The sequence below is a fragment of the Pantoea sp. EKM20T genome (assembly GCF_011800485.1).
Lineage (GTDB): Bacteria > Pseudomonadota > Gammaproteobacteria > Enterobacterales > Enterobacteriaceae > Pantoea > Pantoea agglomerans.
Map to the genome: position 1 here is coordinate 231,043 of NZ_JAALFW010000004.1, position 17,181 is coordinate 248,223.

Consider the following 17,181-nt stretch of genomic DNA (forward strand, 5'->3'; position numbering starts at 1 on the left):
CAGTTAAGATTGGATTTGTAAAGGCTGTCACGGTTAAACGTGACAGCCTTTTTTTCCGGGCGAGCGAGCCGCAGTGCGGGCCAGCGCACCTCTGCTGCTGCCGGGCCGTCCTCGCGCCGCTCACGCGGTACCTTCGGCTTTGACGTCGTGCCGACGAACCGTTCGGGGATCGGCCCTCCCTGGCCGGCCCCGAACTGTCCACGCTTCCCGGCGTGGACTTCTGGCCCAACGTCACGCCTCAGCGCTGCGGATAGCCCTTTCAGCAGCAGAGGCGTTCAGGCCTCCACTCTCGTGCCCTTTTTTAACAATACACACTGAAGTTTCAGAGCAGGCCCCTGCCCGGTACCAGACTGCGTTATCATCTGTCGCTTAACTGACTGGCATTAGCCGCTGGCGGGTTTATTTTTATCACTGCTCCGTCAGCCGCACACCGCTGCTGGCATCAAACAAGTGCATTTTATCCGGATTAACGGTCACCGGCAGCGTGCCGCCAGGCACGGCATCGCTGCGGCCGGTCAGTTGCATATGCAGCGGGAAACCCTGCCAGTTCAGATGTAGCAGGGTCGATTCGCCGGTGATCTCAACAATATTGACCGCCGCCGGTTGCCCGCTGGCATCAAAAATCAGATCGTGGGGTCGTACGCCAAGCGTGACCGGCTGATCGGCCTGCTGCTGTGCCGCACTGTGCCAGCGACGCGGCAACGGCAGCCACTGCTCGCCACAGCAGACGCCAGGCAGGCCATCGCGTGTCTGGAAACGGGCATCCAGCAGATTCATCGGCGGTGACCCGATAAACCGCGCCACGAAGGTGTTAACCGGGCGGTCATAAATCGCCAGCGGTGCACCCTGTTGCACAATGACCCCTTCTTTCATCACCACAATCTGATCCGCCAGCGTCATCGCCTCGACCTGATCGTGGGTAACATAGACCATGGTGGTTTTGAAACGCTGATGCAGCGACTTAATCTCGGCCCGCAGCTCCATGCGTAACTGCGCATCAAGATTAGAAAGCGGCTCATCAAACAGAAACACCTGCGGATTGCGCACCATGGCGCGGCCCATCGCCACGCGCTGCCGCTGTCCACCCGACAACGCTCTTGGATAACGCTGCAGCAGCTGATCGATGCCGAGAATGCCGGCAATGCGGGCGATTTTGCTTTTTTGCTCCTCGCGCTTCACCTTTTTCACCTGCATGTGAAACGCCAGATTCTCCGCGACGGTGAGATGCGGATAGAGCGCATAGCTCTGAAACACCATGGCGATATCCCGGTCAGCAGGATCGAGATCGTTAATGCGTTTTTTATCCAGCATGATCGCCCCGTCAGAGACGGTATCCAGACCGGCAAGCAGCCGCAGCAGGGTTGATTTGCCGCAGCCGGAGGGGCCGACCAGCACAGTGAAACTGCCATCAGGAATGGTTAAATCCAGCGGGTGCAGCACGCTCTGTTTACCGTAGCGCTTCGCCACCTGTACAAGTTCAACACTGGCCATGGTCAGCGCACCTCATTTGATAGTTGGAGTTGTTGCCAGCTGGGATAGCGGCGCGGAGAGCTGCTTATCGCCTGTGATGCCACTTCAATGCCCCAGCGCAGCGCCGTGTGCGATGGCTGGTGATAGAGCAGTGCAGTAAGAAAACCGGCATTAAAACTGTCACCGGCACCAATGGTATCTACCACCGTTACCGGCTGGGCAGCAGCATACTGTACAGAGGCGGCAGACCAGAGACGTGCGCCCTCTGCGCCACACTTAATCACACAGCCGCCGCGACCACTGAGCCGGGCTGCCAGCTGTTTACCGCTTTCATCCAGCAGTTCTGCGCCCGATAAGCCCAGCGCTTCCACCTCATTCAGCAGCAGCCAGTCACAGTCCGCTAACCAGTTGCCAATCTGTAAGCGAAGCGCATCGCTCCAGCCCGCAGGCGGCCAGCCGGTATCCACGGCGACACAGAAGCCACGCTGTTGCAGCGCGGCCAGCAGCGCCGGGTAGTGATCATAGAGTTCCAGACAGAGAAAGGTGCCGCACAGCAGTACGATGTCGCCCGACGTCGCCTGCGACGGCAACTGGGCCAGCACATCGTCCGCGGTCAGCACGGTAATATGGCCGTGATTGCTGAGAAACGAGCGTTCGTTATCGGGATGGGTCACGCCTACCGTCAGCGAGGTTTCACAGGCATAGCGCGGCCAGTATGCAGCGCTATGAGGAAAGTGACTGGCGAGCCAGTGACTGAAGCCATCGTCGCCCTGATTGGCAATGGCCCGATGCGGCACCTGCATCGCCTCCAGCGCCAGCGCACAGTTACCTGCGGACCCACCGGGACGTAACTCGCTGTGCTGCAGCATCACTTCCGTGCCGCGCTGCGGCCAGTCGCTGAGCGTACTCATGATTAAATCAACATTTATATTGCCCACCACATAGAGGGTGGGCGTGAGGGTAGTGACCATAATTATCCCTTACTTCCGCCGCTGGTGAGACCGCTGACCAGCGTCTTCTGCAACCAGATGGCAATAAACAGTGGCGGCACCGAAGCCAGAATGCCGATTGCCGCGATCAGCCCGTCATCGGTCGCGCGTCCTGCGGTAAAACCGGCAATGGCGACCGGCAGGGTCTGTGCCGAAATATTGCTGGTGAACAGCAGCGCGTAGAAAAACTCATCCCAGGCGAGCAGCCAGCCGAACAGCGCGGCAGCGCCCAGCACCGGCTTTGCCAGCGGCAGCGTAATGCGCAGCAGAACCTGCCAGAAGCGCAGGCCATCAAGCCGTGCTGCCTGTTCGATATCACGTGGCAGTGAGTCGAACTGGTTCTTCAGCATCCAGGTCAGAAACGGCAGGATCAGTGAGCAGTAGACCATCACCAGGCCGGGACGGGTGTTGAGCAGCCCCAGTTGTTGCAGCAGAAAGTAGAGCGGCAGCACAAACGCCACGGGCGGCACCATATAGATTGCCAGAGCGCCGGAAAGCCAGGCATCACGACCACTGTAGCGTGAGAAGCTGAACGCCGCAGGTATCGCCAGCAGCAGCGAGATCGCTGTGGCCACCGTCGCCACCAGCAAACTATTACCCAGCGCGTGCAGAAAAACGTTGCCGGGCTGATTCGGTGCCAGCGAAATCAGCCCCTGATAGCGGCTGAAATCCCACTGACGCGGCAGCCACTCCAGCGGCACGCGGGAGAGATCGCTGGCGGAACTGACGCTCATCAGAAACAGCCAGCCCATCGGGGCCAGGATGCTGACGGCGACCAGCAGTGCAGCCCCGTAACGCAGGACCCGTCGCAGTTTAGTTTTCATAAGCGGTACTCCGGCGGCGCTGATGCCATAACATCAGCAGATAGAGCGTGATCAGCAGGGCGCACATCAGGGTCATCAGTATCGCGTAGGCGGCACCGCTGCCGGCACGCAGATAGCTGAACGACTCCTGATAAACGAAAAAGCTCAGGGTTTTGGTGCTGTCCACCGGGCCGCCGCGCGTCATCACGTAGATGATGTCGAAGATTTTGAAAGCATCGATGGTGCGTAACACCAGCGCGACGCCGAGCGGTGCAACAATCGCCGGGAAGGTAATCGCCCGGAAACGCCGCCAGGCGGAGGCACCGTCCAGTCGTGCCGCTTCAAACAGATCCTCGGGGATCGACTGCAGCGCCGCCAGCACCAGCAGGGTGACCAGCGGATAGTTTTTCCAGATATCCGCAAACATCACCGCATTGAGCGCCGCCTCCGGCGATCCCAGCCAGCTGCGATAACCGTCAATGATACCGAGCTGGCTGAGCAGGGCATTGATACTGCCGTAATCAGGGTTGAAGTTGAGCCGCCACATCATGGCGTTGACGATGGTCGGCAGCGCCCACGGCAGAATCACCAGCACCCGCAAAACGTTGCGCCCGATGAATTTCTGATTCAGCAGCAGCGCCACCAGCACGCCGATAATCCCTTCAACGGTGACAGACACAAGGGTGAAATAGAGTGTGCGCCAGATCGACGCCCGAAAGTCGGGATCGCTAAGCGCATAGAGATAGTTTTCCAGCCCAATCCAGGCAGGCGTTTCACCACTGCCAATCAGCGCAGCATCGGTAAAGCTGAGCCAGATGGTACGCAGCAGAGGCCAGGCGGTTAACAGCAGCATCACCAGCAACATGGGTGCCAGCAGCACCCATGCCTGACGCTGTTCGCGTTGACGCAAACTCAGCATCATAACTCCTTAACGCAGCCGGGCGGCGCTTTTATCAACCGTCGCCATCGCGTCCTGCGCCGGGGCTTTACCCAGCAACACCTGCTGTAACTGCTGTTGCAGCTGGTTCGACAGACGGGAATAGTCAGCGGTCTCCGGACGTGACAGCATCACGTTTAGCGATTTGTCCGCCGCGGCAATCAGGCTCTCCTGATCCTTTTTCACTGCTTCATCCTGATAAGAGGATTTCCAGATCGGCAGGCTGAGCTTCGCATACTGATTCTGTACCGGCTGTGAGGTCATGTACTGAATGTACTGCCACGCCTCGTTGGCATGGGTGCTGCCTTTGGTGATTCCCAGCCCCATTGAGCCGTTTACCGCCCCCACTTTTCCTGGCGCATCGCCGGGCGCAGGCATGATCCCAACGTCGCCCGCCACTTTGCTCTGCTTCGGATCGTTCGCCATGTTGTACATGTAGGTCCAGTTCAGCGCGAAAGCCGCATCGCCATTAGAAAACGATTTACGCACATCCTCTTCCAGATATTCACGCGACGCCGGGTTACTCAGGCCCTCATCGAGCGAGCTTTTCATCAGGTTAAGCGCCTTGAGTGAAGCCGGGCTGGAGAAGTTAAGTTTGCCGTTCTGATAGAACTGACCACCAAAGCCTGAAACAAGCGTGGTGTAGTCACACACCAGCGCCTCAGCCTGGGACCAGCTCCAGACCAGCGGCCAGGTGACAATCTTTTTATCCTTGATGATCTTCGCGTCATCCAGCACCTGCTGCCAGGTCTGTGGCGGCGTGGTGATGCCCGCTTTAGCCAGCATCGCTTTGTTGTAGTAAAGGTATTTGGTGTCGAGGATCCACGGCATACCCAGCGTTTTACCTTTGTAAACCACGGTGTTCATCGCGCCCGGGAAGACCTTCTCTTTATCCTCTGGCGTAATGCGTGCGCTGACATCCTGCAGCAGATCGAAACGGGCGAATTCCGCTGGCCAGATGGCATCGAACAGCACCACATCATAGCCATTGCCGCCCGCGCCACGCGCCGCCACAATCTTGTCGTGCAGCGCCTCATAAGGAACAAACTCCAGATTGACGCTGACATCCGGGTGCTGCTTCTGAAAATTTTGCGTCATCGCGCGGATATCATTTTCGCTGTAAGCCGCCTGGGTCATAAACAGGGCATTGATCTGGCTGGCCGCCGCCGCGCTGCCTGCGCTTAACATCAGTAAGGCGGCAAAACAGGCTTTTAGTTGGGGTGTGTAACGCTGTGACATGGTCTTCTCCACTGTGCAGCAACAGGCTGTCGGTTAATTAAATCAATTTGATTGATTTAATCGGGGACGTAATTTTGGTCAGTGGGTGAACTGACCTGTCTGAATCTAAGCAAACGGCGTGCCACAGTGCCGGAGGGCATAGCAACAAAGCCGTAACAACGCTGAAACTCAGACTGCGCTTTTATGGCAAAATTGCCTATCCTGATGCGCGAGAATTGCGTGCAGCATCAAAGATATTGTTTGCCCGAATGCATTCGGAGACCAATACTGTCGGGTCCCGCTGAAATGGAAAACAACATGAAAACCTCGGGTACCAACCTTGAACATGCGCGGGCGCATAACCGACGTGTGGTGATTGAAGCCATTCGCCTGCACGGTGAACTGACCCGTGCCGAACTGGCCCGCATGACGGCGCTGACGCCGCAGACCGTCTCGAATATCGTGGCGGAACTGGAGCAGGCCGAACTGCTGACCAGCCGCCAGCCGCGCCGCAGCGGGCGTGGTCAGCCCTCAATTCCGGTTACGCTCAATCCCACCAGTGCCTGGTCGATCGGCATCCATCTTGATCACCAGACGCTGCTGCTGGTTCTGGTCGATCTCAGCGGCGAAGTGCGTTTCCGCCGCCTCGTTATGGTGCAAAAGCCCCAGCCTGCTGCCACCCTGGCGTGCATTGCCAGCGTGCTGGAGGAGATGCGCGCCTTCCTGGGTACTCAGTGGCAAAAAGTGCTGGGGATTGGCGTGGTGATGCCAGGGCCTTTTGGTGTGGAGGGCATTTCATCAGTGGGGCCGACTACGCTGAACGGCTGGGAGCAGGTCGATATCGAGGCTGAACTCGCCACCATCAGTGGTCTGCCGGTGACGCTGGAAAATGATGCTACGGTCGCCGCCATAGGCGAACGCTTTCACGGCACAGCGCGCCACCTGAACTCCTTTATCTATCTCTATATCGGCACCGGCCTGGGCGCGGGGATCTTCACCGATGGTCATATCTATACCGGCCACGCTCATAATGCGGGCGAAATCGGACACATTGTGGTCGAGCCGGGCGGTCGCGACTGCTACTGCGGAAATCAGGGCTGCCTCGAGCGTTACGTCTCGCTGCAGGCCGCTTATGAATTCTGCGGTCTCGATCCAATGCGGGCGCTGCCCGAAGATCTGTTGCAGATTGAACCCGCGCGTTTTACCGCATGGATTGAGAATGTGACGACGCCGTTGCGTCAGGCGATCAATATTCTGGAGTCGGTGTTTGATGCTGAGGCGGTGATTATTGGCGGGATGATGCCTGCGCCGTTGCTGGAGCAGATGGTGCAGCGATTGCCGCCGCTTTATCAGTCGGTGCGCGGACGTTATCTTAACGATATGCGACTAAAAATTGGCATGACCGGCAGCGATACAGCCGCTCTCGGCGCCGCCGCTTTACCGATTTTCGATGAATTTAATCCGAAGTTTCAGGTGCTGATGAAGTAGGCAGGGAAAAGGGCGCTGCTGCAGGCAACAGCGCCACAGGCATTAACCCGGGTAGATACCGCGATCTTTACGCGCCATCAGAATACGCTCACAGGCCACGATATAGGCCGCGGTGCGCAGCGAGCAATCTTTCTCCTTCGACTTTTCCCAGACGTGTACCATCGCTTCCGTCATGATCTTGTCTGAGCGACGATTGATCTCATCTTCGCTCCAGAAGAAGCTGGCCATGTCCTGAACCCACTCGAAGTAGCTGACGGTCACGCCACCGGCATTACAGACCACGTCCGGCACCACGATAATGCCGCGGGTGGCCAGCATGTCATCGGCATCCGGATAGGTCGGGCCGTTTGCGCCTTCCAGCACGATTTTGCAGCTCAGGACTTCAGCACGCTCGCGGGTAATCTGACCTTCCAGCGCCGCCGGGATCAGAATATCCATCCCTGTGGTCCAGAACGCCTCTTTATCAATGCTCTGCGCACCAGGGAAACCGGCAATCTGCTTATTGGCGATCTGCCATTCGGTCAGGGCAGCCATGTTGATGCCATCGGCATTAAACAGCGTCGCGGTGTGATCCTGAATCACTACCACACGAGCACCCGCCTCATCAAACAGGCGTGCCGCTTCGCTGCCGACGTTACCGAAACCCTGGACCGCAACGCGTGCGCCTTCAATTTCAATACCTGCACGGCGTGCCACTTCGCGTCCGGTAATAAACACGCCGCGACCGGTGGCTTTTTCACGCCCCAGTGAACCGCCCAGATGAATCGGTTTGCCCGTGACAACGCCGGTAATCGTTGTGCCGTGGTTCATGGAGTAGGTATCCATCATCCACGCCATCACTTTGCTGTTGGTCCCGACATCTGGCGCAGGAATATCTTTTTGCGGCCCGATGATGATGCCGATCTCGCTGGTGTAACGGCGGGTCAGTCGCTCAAGTTCACCGTCGGACAGTTTGAACGGATCAACGCGGATGCCGCCCTTAGCGCCGCCATAAGGCAGGTTAACCGCCGCACATTTGATGGTCATCCATGCGGAGAGCGCCATCACTTCATTAAGGTCGACATCCGGATGGTAGCGAATACCGCCTTTTCCTGGGCCGCGCGAAAGGTTGTGCTGAACGCGATAGCCTTCGAAATGGCGAATTGAGCCATCATCCATCTGGAGAGGAATATCAACAATCAACGCACGTTTTGGATGACGCAAAGTATCTATCCAACGTGAAAGATCGCCCAGATAGGGCGCAACCCGGTCGATTTGCTGTAAATAGGTGGACCAGGCAGATGTGCTGCTTTCAGACGCATAAGATAACTTATCCATAAAAAACCTTTCTTAATGAAGTTATTTATTGTGTGGAGCCGTGGATGGAGAGCGCATTGCATTGCGCCGACATAATCTAACACTCCTGAAACAAATAAGATGTGGCATCAGCCATGCCACATCGCTGTAATGCCCTGTTTTGGGGCAGGGTGAGTGAATAGATTAGTATTGCTGACCCCTTACAGACGAATAAAGATGCGCGTGGAGTGCGTATTTTCTGCATAGGACAGGAAATATCGCTATCTTTCAAATCTTTGAGGGCGTTCAAAAAGTTAAATAATTGATCGTAACCATGTTGACTTTGCTGCACCAATTAAGTGCATGAGAATAAGTAATCAAAGGATTACATAAAGTAATGGATTGGACGTTAATAGCGCAGGCTAATCAGGTATTTAGAAAGGAGAGAGGGTCAGGGCTGGGGAAGGGAGAATAACGGGCCAGCGCAGTGGCTGGCCAGAATGAGTTTTACTGATGCAGAGCCTGCTCGGCTTCTTTCAGTTCCTGGCGAGCGTCAGCCAGTTTATCTTCGCGCTTCTGGATCTTGCTGGCGCTGCGGCCTTCTGCTTTCGCTTTAGCCAGTTCCTGTTCGCGTTCCTGTACCTTCAACTTTTTCTCTGCCACTTTTTCCTGACGCTGCTTTAGCAGACTGCTTTCGGTACAGTTCTGATTTACTTCTCTCAGCGCTTTTTCAAGGCCGGCAACCTGATGGGTATTATTGTGCTGGCGGGCAAAAGAGAGCTGGGTCTCAATCTCCTGCTTTTTGGCTGCACAACCGGTCAGGCCAGAGGCCGCGTGAGCAGCAGTAAAAGTGAGTGGTAACAGGAGAAGGCTGAAGGTCAGTAAGGTCTTTTTCATCTTAGTCTCGTCAATGAGTCAGGGTTGTGGCACCAGTATACGGAACCACCTTAAGAGATTCTTAACGAAAAAAATTATTTACTGGCGCGGAAAAACAGGGGTAAAGAAGGCGCTGCCTGCTGTCAGGCGGCGCTGGAGGCGTTGGATTGGGCAAATTGCAGGTTACAATCAGGTCCACTGAGCATTACCGGATGACCATCCAGACTCTGCTGTTCAAAATAGTCCTGCATCTGCTGGCTGATGCCGGCACCACACCACATCACATGATGCTGATGGAGGTCAGTTTTAACGGCTGGCTGTCCGGTTGCACGCGAGTCAACCTCGACATTAAAGCCCATCGCAGTAAGACGAATGGCTTCAAGCCAGATTTCGGTTTTATCAAGTACGCTCACCGCTTCCAGAAACAGAGGAATAGAAGATTCCTTGCGCGATGAGGCGCGCATGACTTTATCCGCCTGCTGCTGCACGGTTTGCTCAAAACGGTTGAGGCGACGTGACGCTCCCCGACGGAGATCGGCGTAAAGCCAGGCGCTCAGCGGCCGCAGCAGATTAATGACGAAATCATCACCGCTATAATGGCTGGACATCGTGTGCATCTGGCGTGAAAGCGACAGCGGTGTGCCAAATTCCAGTTGCCAGAGCAGGTCGCCTTTGCGCGCCGCCCAGCCATAGGTGGTGACCGTCGAAGCAGCCTGCTGACCTTGCCAGATTTCGTCGAGCGTCGCGCCAGTCGCTGTTAAGCCAACCAGGGTCTGGATTTCACTGAGGTGATGATCACTCCAGCGTTCCTGATACTGCTGCGGCGTCAGTAATCCCTGCTTCATCCAGCTCTTCAGGTTAGCGGGATGGGTGCCGGTTATGGCGCAAACAGTATCGGTGGTATAAGAATGCATATCGTGCCCTCTGTAGAGGGGAAGGCCGCCGGGATTAACCGGGGATGAACCACCACTATGAACCTTATAACAGTCAATTAACAGAGGCAGAGTTAAGGCAAATCGGCGCTATGTGCCTGTGACGCTACGCTTATTCGTTGTTATTCTCCGATTAAATTTATGCTGATCAGCAGGTTAAAAGCGCTGCGATCAGGCAATAAAAATACTGTGTATTTATTCAGTAAATATTCTTTACGCAAATATACCGGGAAATCGGTACTTTTAAGCCTATTTTAAGAGCATGCCGACTCTTATCCCCCTTACATCCTCCCGCTAAATCGCTAAAATAGCGGGTTCTGATGATCAGGAGAAAGAGTGCCCAATGCGTTATCGTTTTAGTCTCGCCGTTGTAACGGTTGCTGCTGTACTGACTGGCTGTGCAAAACATGCCGCCAGCGATGCGCCAGATGAATTTGCTGCTGGCCCGACGCAGATTGATGTCTCACACATCAAGACCCGCGCAGATGATGGCTCCAGTGTATTCCTGACTGTAGATGGTAAAGACGCCGGCAGATTGCCTAACGGCGAAAGCATGCTGCTGCATGTTCCGGCCGGAAAACACCAGGTCGGTGGCTATGTACCCACTCTGTTTGGTATGGGTCGGGTGACCATTGCACCGGTAGAAGTGACCACGTCACCGGAAGATGTTAAAAAAGTGGCTTATACGGTCACACGCAACAAAGCGACCTTTGTTGAGAACAAGGACGAGCAGGGCTGAGTGGATGACGGCGGAGAGCTGCGCTCTCCGCTGGAAGGGCTGGCGCTATAAGCCCAGTTCGCTCAGTGAAGGATGGTCGTGAGGGCGTCGGCCCTGCGGCCAGTGAAACAGCCGCTGTTCTTCACTGATTTTCAGATCGTTGATGCTGGCATAACGCTGCTGCATTAAACCCTGCTCATCAAAGGCCCAGTTCTCGTTGCCATATGAGCGATACCACTGCCGCTGCTGGTCATGCCATTCATAGGCGAACCGCACCGCAATCCGGTTCTGGTCAAAACTCCACAACTCTTTAATCAGTCGATACTGCTGCTCCCGCTGCCATTTTTGCTGAAGGAAGGCGATAATTTCTGCCCGGCCGGTCAGAAAGGTATCGCGATTGCGCCATTTGCTGTCCGCTGAATAGGCCAGAGCGACCCGCTCCGCATCCCGGCTGTTCCAGCCATCCTCAGCCAGCCGGACTTTTTCAATCGCCTGTGCAGCCAGGGTAAATGGCGGTAGAGGCGGACGTGTATTTTCCAACTTTCTCTCCTTAACAGCGCAGGCAAACGCATTGTCAGCATTCGTTACAGTCGTATCAGAGTTCCAGGGCGTGAATCTGGCAGACGGCACGCGCCGCTTCCTGACCTTTTTTCACGAAATGCTGAGTATAGAAGTCGATAAACTCGGCCGATGGCTGGAAATTATGCGGCGTGAGTGACACCGAGAAGACGGGCACATTGGTTGCCAGCTGTGCCTGCATCAGACCACTTACCACAGCCTGCGCGACGAAATCATGGCGATAGATGCCGCCATCCACCACCAGTGCTGCACAGACAATCGCATCGTAGTTGCCGGTCTGCGCCAGGCGTTGCGCCAGCAGCGGCATTTCAAAAGCGCCCGGAACATCCCATGTCTTAATCTCATATGAGGTACCGCGGCTTTCCAGTTCCTGTTCGAATCCTGTCAGAACCTGAGAAACGATTTCGCTGTGCCAGTTAGCTTTAATAAAGGCGACTTTCAACGGCTGCATGACTTACTCCAGTAAAAGGTGACATTCAGTGGTAACGGGCCAGATTTCGCCCCTGCACCCCGAATCAAAATAGTGAGCCCGGCAGGCCAGTAACCTGCTGACAGCCTTCACTATACTGTAATGTAAAGAGTCTGTGTCCATCATTGTGATTATATGTAAATAACTTAGCGATGGCTTACCCGCTTATGCTGCCGCAAAAGCCCGCAACGCCTCCTGCAAGGCATTCAGCACGCACTCTTCAGCCCGCCAAACCGCCTCACACCCTGTTGTTTGCGTAACAGCTTCCAGTTACGTTATTGCTTAAATAAAATACTGGATATTTGAACAGGTGTTTGTATAATTAATCGACTGCCCGCCGGGTATTGGTAGCGTTAGCGAGGGGTGAACCCATGATGATTTCAACTGAAAGCCTCAAATCTCTGGAACAATCGGTCACAATGAGCAGTCGTGAACTGGCTCAGATGACCGGTATTACACACGGAGAAGTGAAGCGGTTAATCAAAAGTCTGGAGACGGCTCAGCGTCTCTCCCAGCCGCTCAGCGTGAATGAGTATGAGCGGGAAGGGGAAGTGCGTCAGGAGTACCGTCTGTGCAAGCGTGACTCGCTGCTGGCCGTGGCACGCCTGTCGCCAGGCTTCACTGCAGAAGTGCTGGATCGCTGGCAGGACCGCGAGAAGACGACCCATCTGCCTGACTTTACCAATCCGGCTGAAGCCGCTCGCGCCTGGGCTGAGCAGTTTGAACAGCGTCAGGCGGCGGAGCAGCAGCTGGCTCTCTCGGCACCCAAGGCGGCGTTCTTTGATAACTTCGTTGAGGTTGATGACTCGCTGGGCTTTAGGCAGCTCTGCAAAATGCTGAAAGTGAAAGAACCGGAGTTTCGCCAGTTTCTGCTGGAGCGCAACATCATGTATCGCGCAAAAGGCACCCTGACGCCGCAGCACTACCATATGCAGGCCGGCTACTTTACGCTGCATACCGGCACGGGCGAAAATCAGCACGCTTTCTCTCAGGCACGTTTTACGTCTAAAGGGGTGAAATGGGTCGCCAGTCTGTGGGCAGGGCACCTCTCTGCTCAGCCAAAAGGCGCAGCTGCGTAACCGTTCCTCTGATCTTGCGGGCTGGCGCGGATGTATAAGTGCTGGCAGATGTGCCTGTAAAAGTGCAGATATAAAAAAGGCCGCAACAGAGTGCGGCCTTTTTTGATCGTTAATGATCGATTATCGGGCAACTCACCAGCCTTTAATCGCATCACCCTTGTAAACTTCTTCGGCTTTGGCCGCCACCTCCGGTGACTGCAGCGCTGACTTCAGCTTCTGAATTTTATCGCTGTCTTTATTATCTTCACGTGATACCAGCGCATTGACGTAAGGCGATGAGGCACTTTCCATAAATAAGCCATCGCGGTGCGCTGATAATCCAGCCTGAGCCGAGAAATTAGTATTAATGATCGACAGGGTCACGTTGGGATCGTCTAAGGTGCGGGTCAGCTGTGGGGTGTCCACTTCAACCAGCTTCAGATTTTTTGGATTTTCGATGATATCCAGTGAGGTCGGTAAATAACCCACATCCGGTTTAAGTTTAATCAGACCCTGCGCCTGCAGCAGCAGCAGGCTGCGTCCCAGCGTGGTGGCTTCGTTAGAGATGGTGATAGTGGCACCATTCTGCAGCTCACTGATGTTCTTGATTTTGTGCGAATAGGCAGCAATCGGGAAGACGAACGTTTTACCCACTACCGCAAACTTATAGCCGCGCTCTTTAGACTGTGATTCCAGATAAGGCAGGCTCTGGAAAGCGTTAGCATCAACTTCTTTGTTATTCAGCGCTTCATTTGGCAGCACATAGTCATTGAAGTTAAGCACTTCGACATCCAGCTTGTATTTATCTTTCGCCACCTGCTTTACCACCTGCCAGATTGCTTCATCAGGCCCGGTATTAATCGCAACTTTAACTTTGTTATCGTCATCTTTTGAGCAGGCGGATAATAGTAGAACAGAACTGGCGAGTAATGCCGTAAACAGACCTTTCATTATCAGAAATCCCTCAGGTGGTTGATGGCTTCAAAGATAATACAGAACTCACAGGTTGCGTACTGACTGAGGAATATATCTTATAACCACAACGCAAATATTGAACATTAATTAATCAGTAATTCAGCCAGTCCGCTAATGGCCGGTTTTCATCCCTCTGTTCGCTGGCGGAAAATTCCTGTTAACAGGCTTATTAAAACGCAGGCGGGCATCAACACAGTTTTCTTCTAAGCTTACTTATCGGTCACTACTGGCATTCTATTGATTATTAACAGGGATTAACCATGTCGAAGCAAGATAACGGGATTAACGCGGTTGAAGTGATGCGCAGCAGCCAGGCCTGGAACGGTGACGTTCTTGAGGCCTATCCCACCGGCGAACCTGAGCTGACCGTTATGCGGCTGTCACTGCCTGCCCATACGTCATTGCCCTGGCATACCCATCCAATGCCGAATGCGGCGTTTATTCTTTCCGGCACCCTGATTGTTGAGGATAAAGAGAGCGGCGAACAGCGCACCTTCCATGCGGGTGAAGCCCTCAATGAGACGGTCAACAGCGCGCATCGCGGTTACACCCTGGATGAGCCAGCCGAACTGGTGATTACCTATGCCGGTGTTAAAGGGCAGGAACTGACCGAGCCACTGCCGGGCGAGCCGGAAGAGTTTTAAACGCACTTACTTCATGACGCATCACGGTAGTGTCGCCCGCTGCCGTTTAAAAACCCTGCTCAGACTTGATTCGGATCAGTAAAGGGTGCGCCTGCACAGACCAGGATTAAACGCTCTCTGCTTCATCCACACCAATTAAAAAGGAATTTTCATGGATAAGAATGTTGCTCTGCTGCTTGCCCCAGGCTTTGAAGAAGCTGAGGCTATTATCACTCTCGACATCCTCTCACGCCTGGGCGTTCAGGTTACAACCCTGGCCTGTCAGCCCTATCGCGAAGTGAACAGTTATCATCATGTGAAGGTTGTCGCCGATGAGCTGCTGGAGGCGAATCGGGACAGGCTGTTTGATGCGGTGATTGTGCCGGGTGGTCCTGACGGCAGCAAAAATCTGGCGGCAAATGCGGCAGTGATAGATTTTATTCGCCGCCATGATGAGGCGGGCCGCCTGGTCTGCCCAATCTGCTCCGCAGCGGCCAGAGTGCTGGCGCCACAGGGTCTTTTAAGGGGGCGTCGCTATGTCAGTTCTGGGACGTCATCAGAAGGTGTTACCGATGGCGTTTACGTTAATGCCTCGGTAGTGAAAGATGGCAATTTGCTGAGTGGACAGGATCTGGGCGCGGCGTTTGATTTCGCCTTCGCGATCGCTTTTATCCTGACTGGCGAGGCTGATAGTGTTACCGAGCAGGCTGAACATATCAGTCACAAGCTTAAGGTGGATTTCGCTAAGCTTTAATGAGCTGTGTTTCGCGCCCTTAAAGCGACATGCTGACAGGGCGCAAAGTCATCCGCGACAGAAAAGGCATTTACTCCCCGCCAAACCCCGCTTCCCGCAGTACCTTTTTTGCCTGCTCCGATTCTAAAAAATCCGCCAGCCGACGCGCCTCTGGCGTAATGACTGCACAGGCGTAGCGCGCAACAGAATTGAAAGCCGCAGGGATATCAACGACTGTCAGTCCGCCAATCTGGCTCAGGGCAGCCCGATGGCTGGCATAACCGATAAACAGATCCGCCTGATCCTCCAGGATAATCCATTCTGCCGCCAGCCTGCCTGCGGGAATGGGTGCAGAGTCACGCCCACCCACCAGTGCTTTTGCGCGCTGGCGCACCGCTTCACCAGCGTTGCCCATCCGGGTGAAAAGGGCCTGCGCGTAGTCGCCAGAGGGATCGGCTGTGGGTGTAGAGGTTGCGATCCGCAGTGTGTCGCGGGTGAGTAGCTGATACCAGTTGTCTCCCGCCTGTAGCCGATCGCTGCGAACCGTGATGCAGAGTTTATTAGTCGTGAACGGTATGACTGCCAGCGCTCGCCCAGCGTTCAGCAAGTTTTGCGGATGCTCCTCACTGGCTGAAGCAAAGAGATCGCAGGGCTCACCGGCTTCAATCCGTTCGCGAAGCAAACCGGCGGGGCCAAACCGGGTTTCAACTGGCTCAGGAAAGTACGCCATCAGGGCGGGCCAGACGGCTTTCAGGCTGCCCGCCGCCAGTACGCGCATCACTCTGTTCCCTGATAAGCGGTGCGATAGAAGCGCTGATACCACTTATTGGCCAGCTTATTCATGTCCACATCCTGAAATTTCTGCGGATAGAGTTTTTTCGCCATCCACAATTCGCCAATCCCCATCGCTTCCGGCATTGGATAACCCCAGGCTTTGGCGTAGTCCGGCATCAGCCAGACGCGATGATTTTTTACCGCGTCGATAGCCTGCCACTGTGGTGAACTGTTGATTTCATTCACGACGGAGGGATAACGGTCCTGCACAAAAATCACCTGTGGATCCCAGGCGATGACCTGCTCCATCGACACGGTTTTAAATCCCTTTACGGTCGCTGCGGCGACGTTGACCGCGCCCGCATGCAGCATCATCAGGCCGGTATATTTCCCTGAACCGTAGGTGGTCAGTTCCGGGTTCGCCATATAGGCGCGAATGCGTTTTTCCGCCGGAACATCCTTCAGGCGGTCGCTGACGATTTTGCGGCCCTCATCGATGGCCGTAATCAGCGCTTTTGCTTCTGCCGGTTTATTGATGATCTCGCCGATAAGCGTAATCCCTTCACGCAGTCCTTTGTCATAGGCCATTTCCTCGTCGCGGATAGAGGGGTTCATTTTTGCCTTTTCACCCGGCTCGTCATGACGCAGTGAGATAGCCACCACCGGAATGCCCAGCGCGGTAATGCTGTCGATCATCTCATGCGGCGCATAGTTGGTCACAAACACCACCTGCGGATGCAGCGCCACCAGTTTTTCGGGATCAATATGCGTCAGATCCCCCAGTGTCGCTTTCTGGTTCAGCTCAGGAACCAGGCGGGCATAGCTGTCGCCAAGTTGCTGCTTCCAGTTCGCCATCACACCAACGATTTTATCGGTCGCGTTCATCTGCACCAGCAGGTTCAGCGTCTGATGCTGAAGCACCACAATACGATCAACACGGTCAGGAATCGTGACCTGGCGGCCTGTCTGATCGGTTATCTGGCGCGATGCCTGGGAAGAGAGCGGAAGGAGTATCAGTAAACCGAGTGTGCATGCCTGCCAGAAACGCTTCATTAACTATCCTCAAAATTCGTTATGCAGTGGATTATATAGCGATAAGTGATGGGCGTCACGGTCCGGGTCTGCATTCCGGTATAGATGTGAGTACGAAAAGAGACTGACTGAGGGTTCTGATATCTCTTGCCTGTCCGGCACTGATAATGTGCAACGCCCGTTACTGACTCACCATCCCGGTGCCTTCTGGATTATGCTCTCTCTATTTCTC

18 protein-coding genes are annotated in these 17,181 nt (G+C 54.9%); 5 read left to right on the plus strand and 13 right to left on the minus strand.

The features are described 5' to 3' along the window. Nucleotides 1–408 precede the first annotated feature (408 nt). The 5 genes from HFD94_RS09385 to HFD94_RS09405 are packed head-to-tail and all read right to left on the minus strand — an operon-like array spanning nucleotide 409 to nucleotide 5,438. A complete protein-coding gene (locus tag HFD94_RS09385) occupies nucleotides 409–1,491 on the minus strand; it encodes an ABC transporter ATP-binding protein (RefSeq protein WP_010247085.1) in 1,083 nt (360 codons plus the stop codon). A gap of 2 nt (nucleotides 1,492–1,493) precedes the next feature. Beyond that, nucleotides 1,494–2,441 (minus strand): carbohydrate kinase family protein, encoded by a 948-nt coding sequence (locus HFD94_RS09390; protein ID WP_064690787.1) that lies wholly within the window; start codon nucleotides 2,439–2,441, stop codon nucleotides 1,494–1,496. 2 nt (nucleotides 2,442–2,443) lie between these two features. Then, nucleotides 2,444–3,283: a carbohydrate ABC transporter permease gene (locus tag HFD94_RS09395; protein WP_022624335.1), complete on the minus strand. Its 840-nt coding sequence runs from the start codon at nucleotides 3,281–3,283 to the stop codon at nucleotides 2,444–2,446. Beyond that, a complete protein-coding gene (locus HFD94_RS09400) occupies nucleotides 3,273–4,181 on the minus strand; it encodes a carbohydrate ABC transporter permease (protein ID WP_022624334.1) in 909 nt (302 codons plus the stop codon). Before HFD94_RS09400 ends, HFD94_RS09395 begins: the two co-directional genes overlap by 11 nt. 9 nt (nucleotides 4,182–4,190) lie before the next feature. Next, nucleotides 4,191–5,438: an extracellular solute-binding protein gene (locus HFD94_RS09405; RefSeq protein ID WP_167433061.1), complete on the minus strand. Its 1,248-nt coding sequence runs from the start codon at nucleotides 5,436–5,438 to the stop codon at nucleotides 4,191–4,193. 297 nt (nucleotides 5,439–5,735) lie between these two features. Here HFD94_RS09405 and HFD94_RS09410 point away from each other — a divergent pair, with 297 nt between their 5' ends. Continuing rightward, a complete protein-coding gene (locus tag HFD94_RS09410) occupies nucleotides 5,736–6,905 on the plus strand; it encodes an ROK family transcriptional regulator (protein WP_033787030.1) in 1,170 nt (389 codons plus the stop codon). A 42-nt stretch (nucleotides 6,906–6,947) separates the two neighbouring features. On the opposite strand, the gene HFD94_RS09415 is transcribed toward HFD94_RS09410, so the two are convergent. The 3 genes from HFD94_RS09415 to HFD94_RS09425 form a co-directional block, all read right to left on the minus strand. After that, nucleotides 6,948–8,222 (minus strand): Glu/Leu/Phe/Val dehydrogenase, encoded by a 1,275-nt coding sequence (locus HFD94_RS09415; RefSeq protein WP_010247095.1) that lies wholly within the window; start codon nucleotides 8,220–8,222, stop codon nucleotides 6,948–6,950. 465 nt (nucleotides 8,223–8,687) lie between these two features. Next, nucleotides 8,688–9,077: a DUF1090 domain-containing protein gene (locus HFD94_RS09420; RefSeq protein ID WP_167433062.1), complete on the minus strand. Its 390-nt coding sequence runs from the start codon at nucleotides 9,075–9,077 to the stop codon at nucleotides 8,688–8,690. 122 nt (nucleotides 9,078–9,199) lie between these two features. Further along, nucleotides 9,200–9,970 (minus strand): MerR family transcriptional regulator, encoded by a 771-nt coding sequence (locus tag HFD94_RS09425; RefSeq protein ID WP_167433063.1) that lies wholly within the window; start codon nucleotides 9,968–9,970, stop codon nucleotides 9,200–9,202. Between the two features lie 361 nt (nucleotides 9,971–10,331). Between HFD94_RS09425 and HFD94_RS09430 the strand changes: the two genes are divergently transcribed. Continuing rightward, nucleotides 10,332–10,727 carry a hypothetical protein gene (locus tag HFD94_RS09430; protein ID WP_010247102.1) on the plus strand — a complete coding sequence of 132 codons (396 nt, stop codon included), beginning with the start codon at nucleotides 10,332–10,334 and terminating at the stop codon, nucleotides 10,725–10,727. A 45-nt stretch (nucleotides 10,728–10,772) separates the two neighbouring features. Here the strand turns inward: HFD94_RS09430 and HFD94_RS09435 are convergent, their stop codons facing one another. Next, nucleotides 10,773–11,246, minus strand: coding sequence for a nuclear transport factor 2 family protein (locus HFD94_RS09435; protein ID WP_167433064.1), 474 nt, complete (start codon nucleotides 11,244–11,246; stop codon nucleotides 10,773–10,775). Nucleotides 11,247–11,301: 55 nt separating this feature from the next. Continuing rightward, nucleotides 11,302–11,736 carry a 6,7-dimethyl-8-ribityllumazine synthase gene (locus HFD94_RS09440; RefSeq protein ID WP_010247107.1) on the minus strand — a complete coding sequence of 145 codons (435 nt, stop codon included), beginning with the start codon at nucleotides 11,734–11,736 and terminating at the stop codon, nucleotides 11,302–11,304. Between the two features lie 389 nt (nucleotides 11,737–12,125). Between HFD94_RS09440 and HFD94_RS09445 the strand changes: the two genes are divergently transcribed. Next, the gene (locus tag HFD94_RS09445) at nucleotides 12,126–12,833 is read left to right on the plus strand and encodes a phage antirepressor KilAC domain-containing protein (RefSeq protein ID WP_010247108.1); all 708 of its coding nucleotides are present in this window, start codon (nucleotides 12,126–12,128) and stop codon (nucleotides 12,831–12,833) included. A 132-nt stretch (nucleotides 12,834–12,965) separates the two neighbouring features. Here HFD94_RS09445 and HFD94_RS09450 read toward each other — a convergent pair whose 3' ends face one another. After that, nucleotides 12,966–13,763, minus strand: a complete 798-nt coding sequence (locus HFD94_RS09450) for a MetQ/NlpA family ABC transporter substrate-binding protein (RefSeq protein WP_010247110.1) — start codon at nucleotides 13,761–13,763, stop codon at nucleotides 12,966–12,968. A 284-nt stretch (nucleotides 13,764–14,047) separates the two neighbouring features. Between HFD94_RS09450 and HFD94_RS09455 the strand changes: the two genes are divergently transcribed. Then, nucleotides 14,048–14,431 (plus strand): cupin domain-containing protein, encoded by a 384-nt coding sequence (locus HFD94_RS09455; RefSeq protein WP_010247112.1) that lies wholly within the window; start codon nucleotides 14,048–14,050, stop codon nucleotides 14,429–14,431. 151 nt (nucleotides 14,432–14,582) lie between these two features. Continuing rightward, entirely contained in the window at nucleotides 14,583–15,164 is a 582-nt protein-coding gene (locus HFD94_RS09460; protein WP_167433065.1) for a DJ-1/PfpI family protein, read from the plus strand. Nucleotides 15,165–15,234: 70 nt separating this feature from the next. Here the strand turns inward: HFD94_RS09460 and HFD94_RS09465 are convergent, their stop codons facing one another. After that, nucleotides 15,235–15,921, minus strand: coding sequence for a molybdate ABC transporter substrate-binding protein (locus HFD94_RS09465; RefSeq protein ID WP_167433066.1), 687 nt, complete (start codon nucleotides 15,919–15,921; stop codon nucleotides 15,235–15,237). Next, the gene (locus HFD94_RS09470) at nucleotides 15,921–16,970 is read right to left on the minus strand and encodes an ABC transporter substrate-binding protein (RefSeq protein WP_167433067.1); all 1,050 of its coding nucleotides are present in this window, start codon (nucleotides 16,968–16,970) and stop codon (nucleotides 15,921–15,923) included. Before HFD94_RS09470 ends, HFD94_RS09465 begins: the two co-directional genes overlap by 1 nt. Between the last annotated feature and the right edge of the window lie 211 nt (nucleotides 16,971–17,181).

Excerpts from the sequence above, each read along its gene's own strand:
- HFD94_RS09420 (WP_167433062.1), bottom strand. The coding sequence starts at position 9,077 with ATGAAAAAGACCTTACTGACCTTCAGCCTTCTCCTGTTACCACTCACT.
- HFD94_RS09395 (WP_022624335.1), bottom strand. The coding sequence starts at position 3,283 with ATGAAAACTAAACTGCGACGGGTCCTGCGTTACGGGGCTGCACTGCTG.
- HFD94_RS09470 (WP_167433067.1), bottom strand. The coding sequence starts at position 16,970 with ATGAAGCGTTTCTGGCAGGCATGCACACTCGGTTTACTGATACTCCTT.
- HFD94_RS09400 (WP_022624334.1), bottom strand. The coding sequence starts at position 4,181 with ATGCTGAGTTTGCGTCAACGCGAACAGCGTCAGGCATGGGTGCTGCTG.
- HFD94_RS09460 (WP_167433065.1), top strand. The coding sequence starts at position 14,583 with ATGGATAAGAATGTTGCTCTGCTGCTTGCCCCAGGCTTTGAAGAAGCT.
- HFD94_RS09415 (WP_010247095.1), bottom strand. The coding sequence starts at position 8,222 with ATGGATAAGTTATCTTATGCGTCTGAAAGCAGCACATCTGCCTGGTCC.
- HFD94_RS09465 (WP_167433066.1), bottom strand. The coding sequence starts at position 15,921 with ATGCGCGTACTGGCGGCGGGCAGCCTGAAAGCCGTCTGGCCCGCCCTG.
- HFD94_RS09450 (WP_010247110.1), bottom strand. The coding sequence starts at position 13,763 with ATGAAAGGTCTGTTTACGGCATTACTCGCCAGTTCTGTTCTACTATTA.
- HFD94_RS09445 (WP_010247108.1), top strand. The coding sequence starts at position 12,126 with ATGATGATTTCAACTGAAAGCCTCAAATCTCTGGAACAATCGGTCACA.
- HFD94_RS09455 (WP_010247112.1), top strand. The coding sequence starts at position 14,048 with ATGTCGAAGCAAGATAACGGGATTAACGCGGTTGAAGTGATGCGCAGC.
- HFD94_RS09425 (WP_167433063.1), bottom strand. The coding sequence starts at position 9,970 with ATGCATTCTTATACCACCGATACTGTTTGCGCCATAACCGGCACCCAT.
- HFD94_RS09390 (WP_064690787.1), bottom strand. The coding sequence starts at position 2,441 with ATGGTCACTACCCTCACGCCCACCCTCTATGTGGTGGGCAATATAAAT.
- HFD94_RS09385 (WP_010247085.1), bottom strand. The coding sequence starts at position 1,491 with ATGGCCAGTGTTGAACTTGTACAGGTGGCGAAGCGCTACGGTAAACAG.
- HFD94_RS09430 (WP_010247102.1), top strand. The coding sequence starts at position 10,332 with ATGCGTTATCGTTTTAGTCTCGCCGTTGTAACGGTTGCTGCTGTACTG.
- HFD94_RS09440 (WP_010247107.1), bottom strand. The coding sequence starts at position 11,736 with ATGCAGCCGTTGAAAGTCGCCTTTATTAAAGCTAACTGGCACAGCGAA.
- HFD94_RS09405 (WP_167433061.1), bottom strand. The coding sequence starts at position 5,438 with ATGTCACAGCGTTACACACCCCAACTAAAAGCCTGTTTTGCCGCCTTA.
- HFD94_RS09410 (WP_033787030.1), top strand. The coding sequence starts at position 5,736 with ATGAAAACCTCGGGTACCAACCTTGAACATGCGCGGGCGCATAACCGA.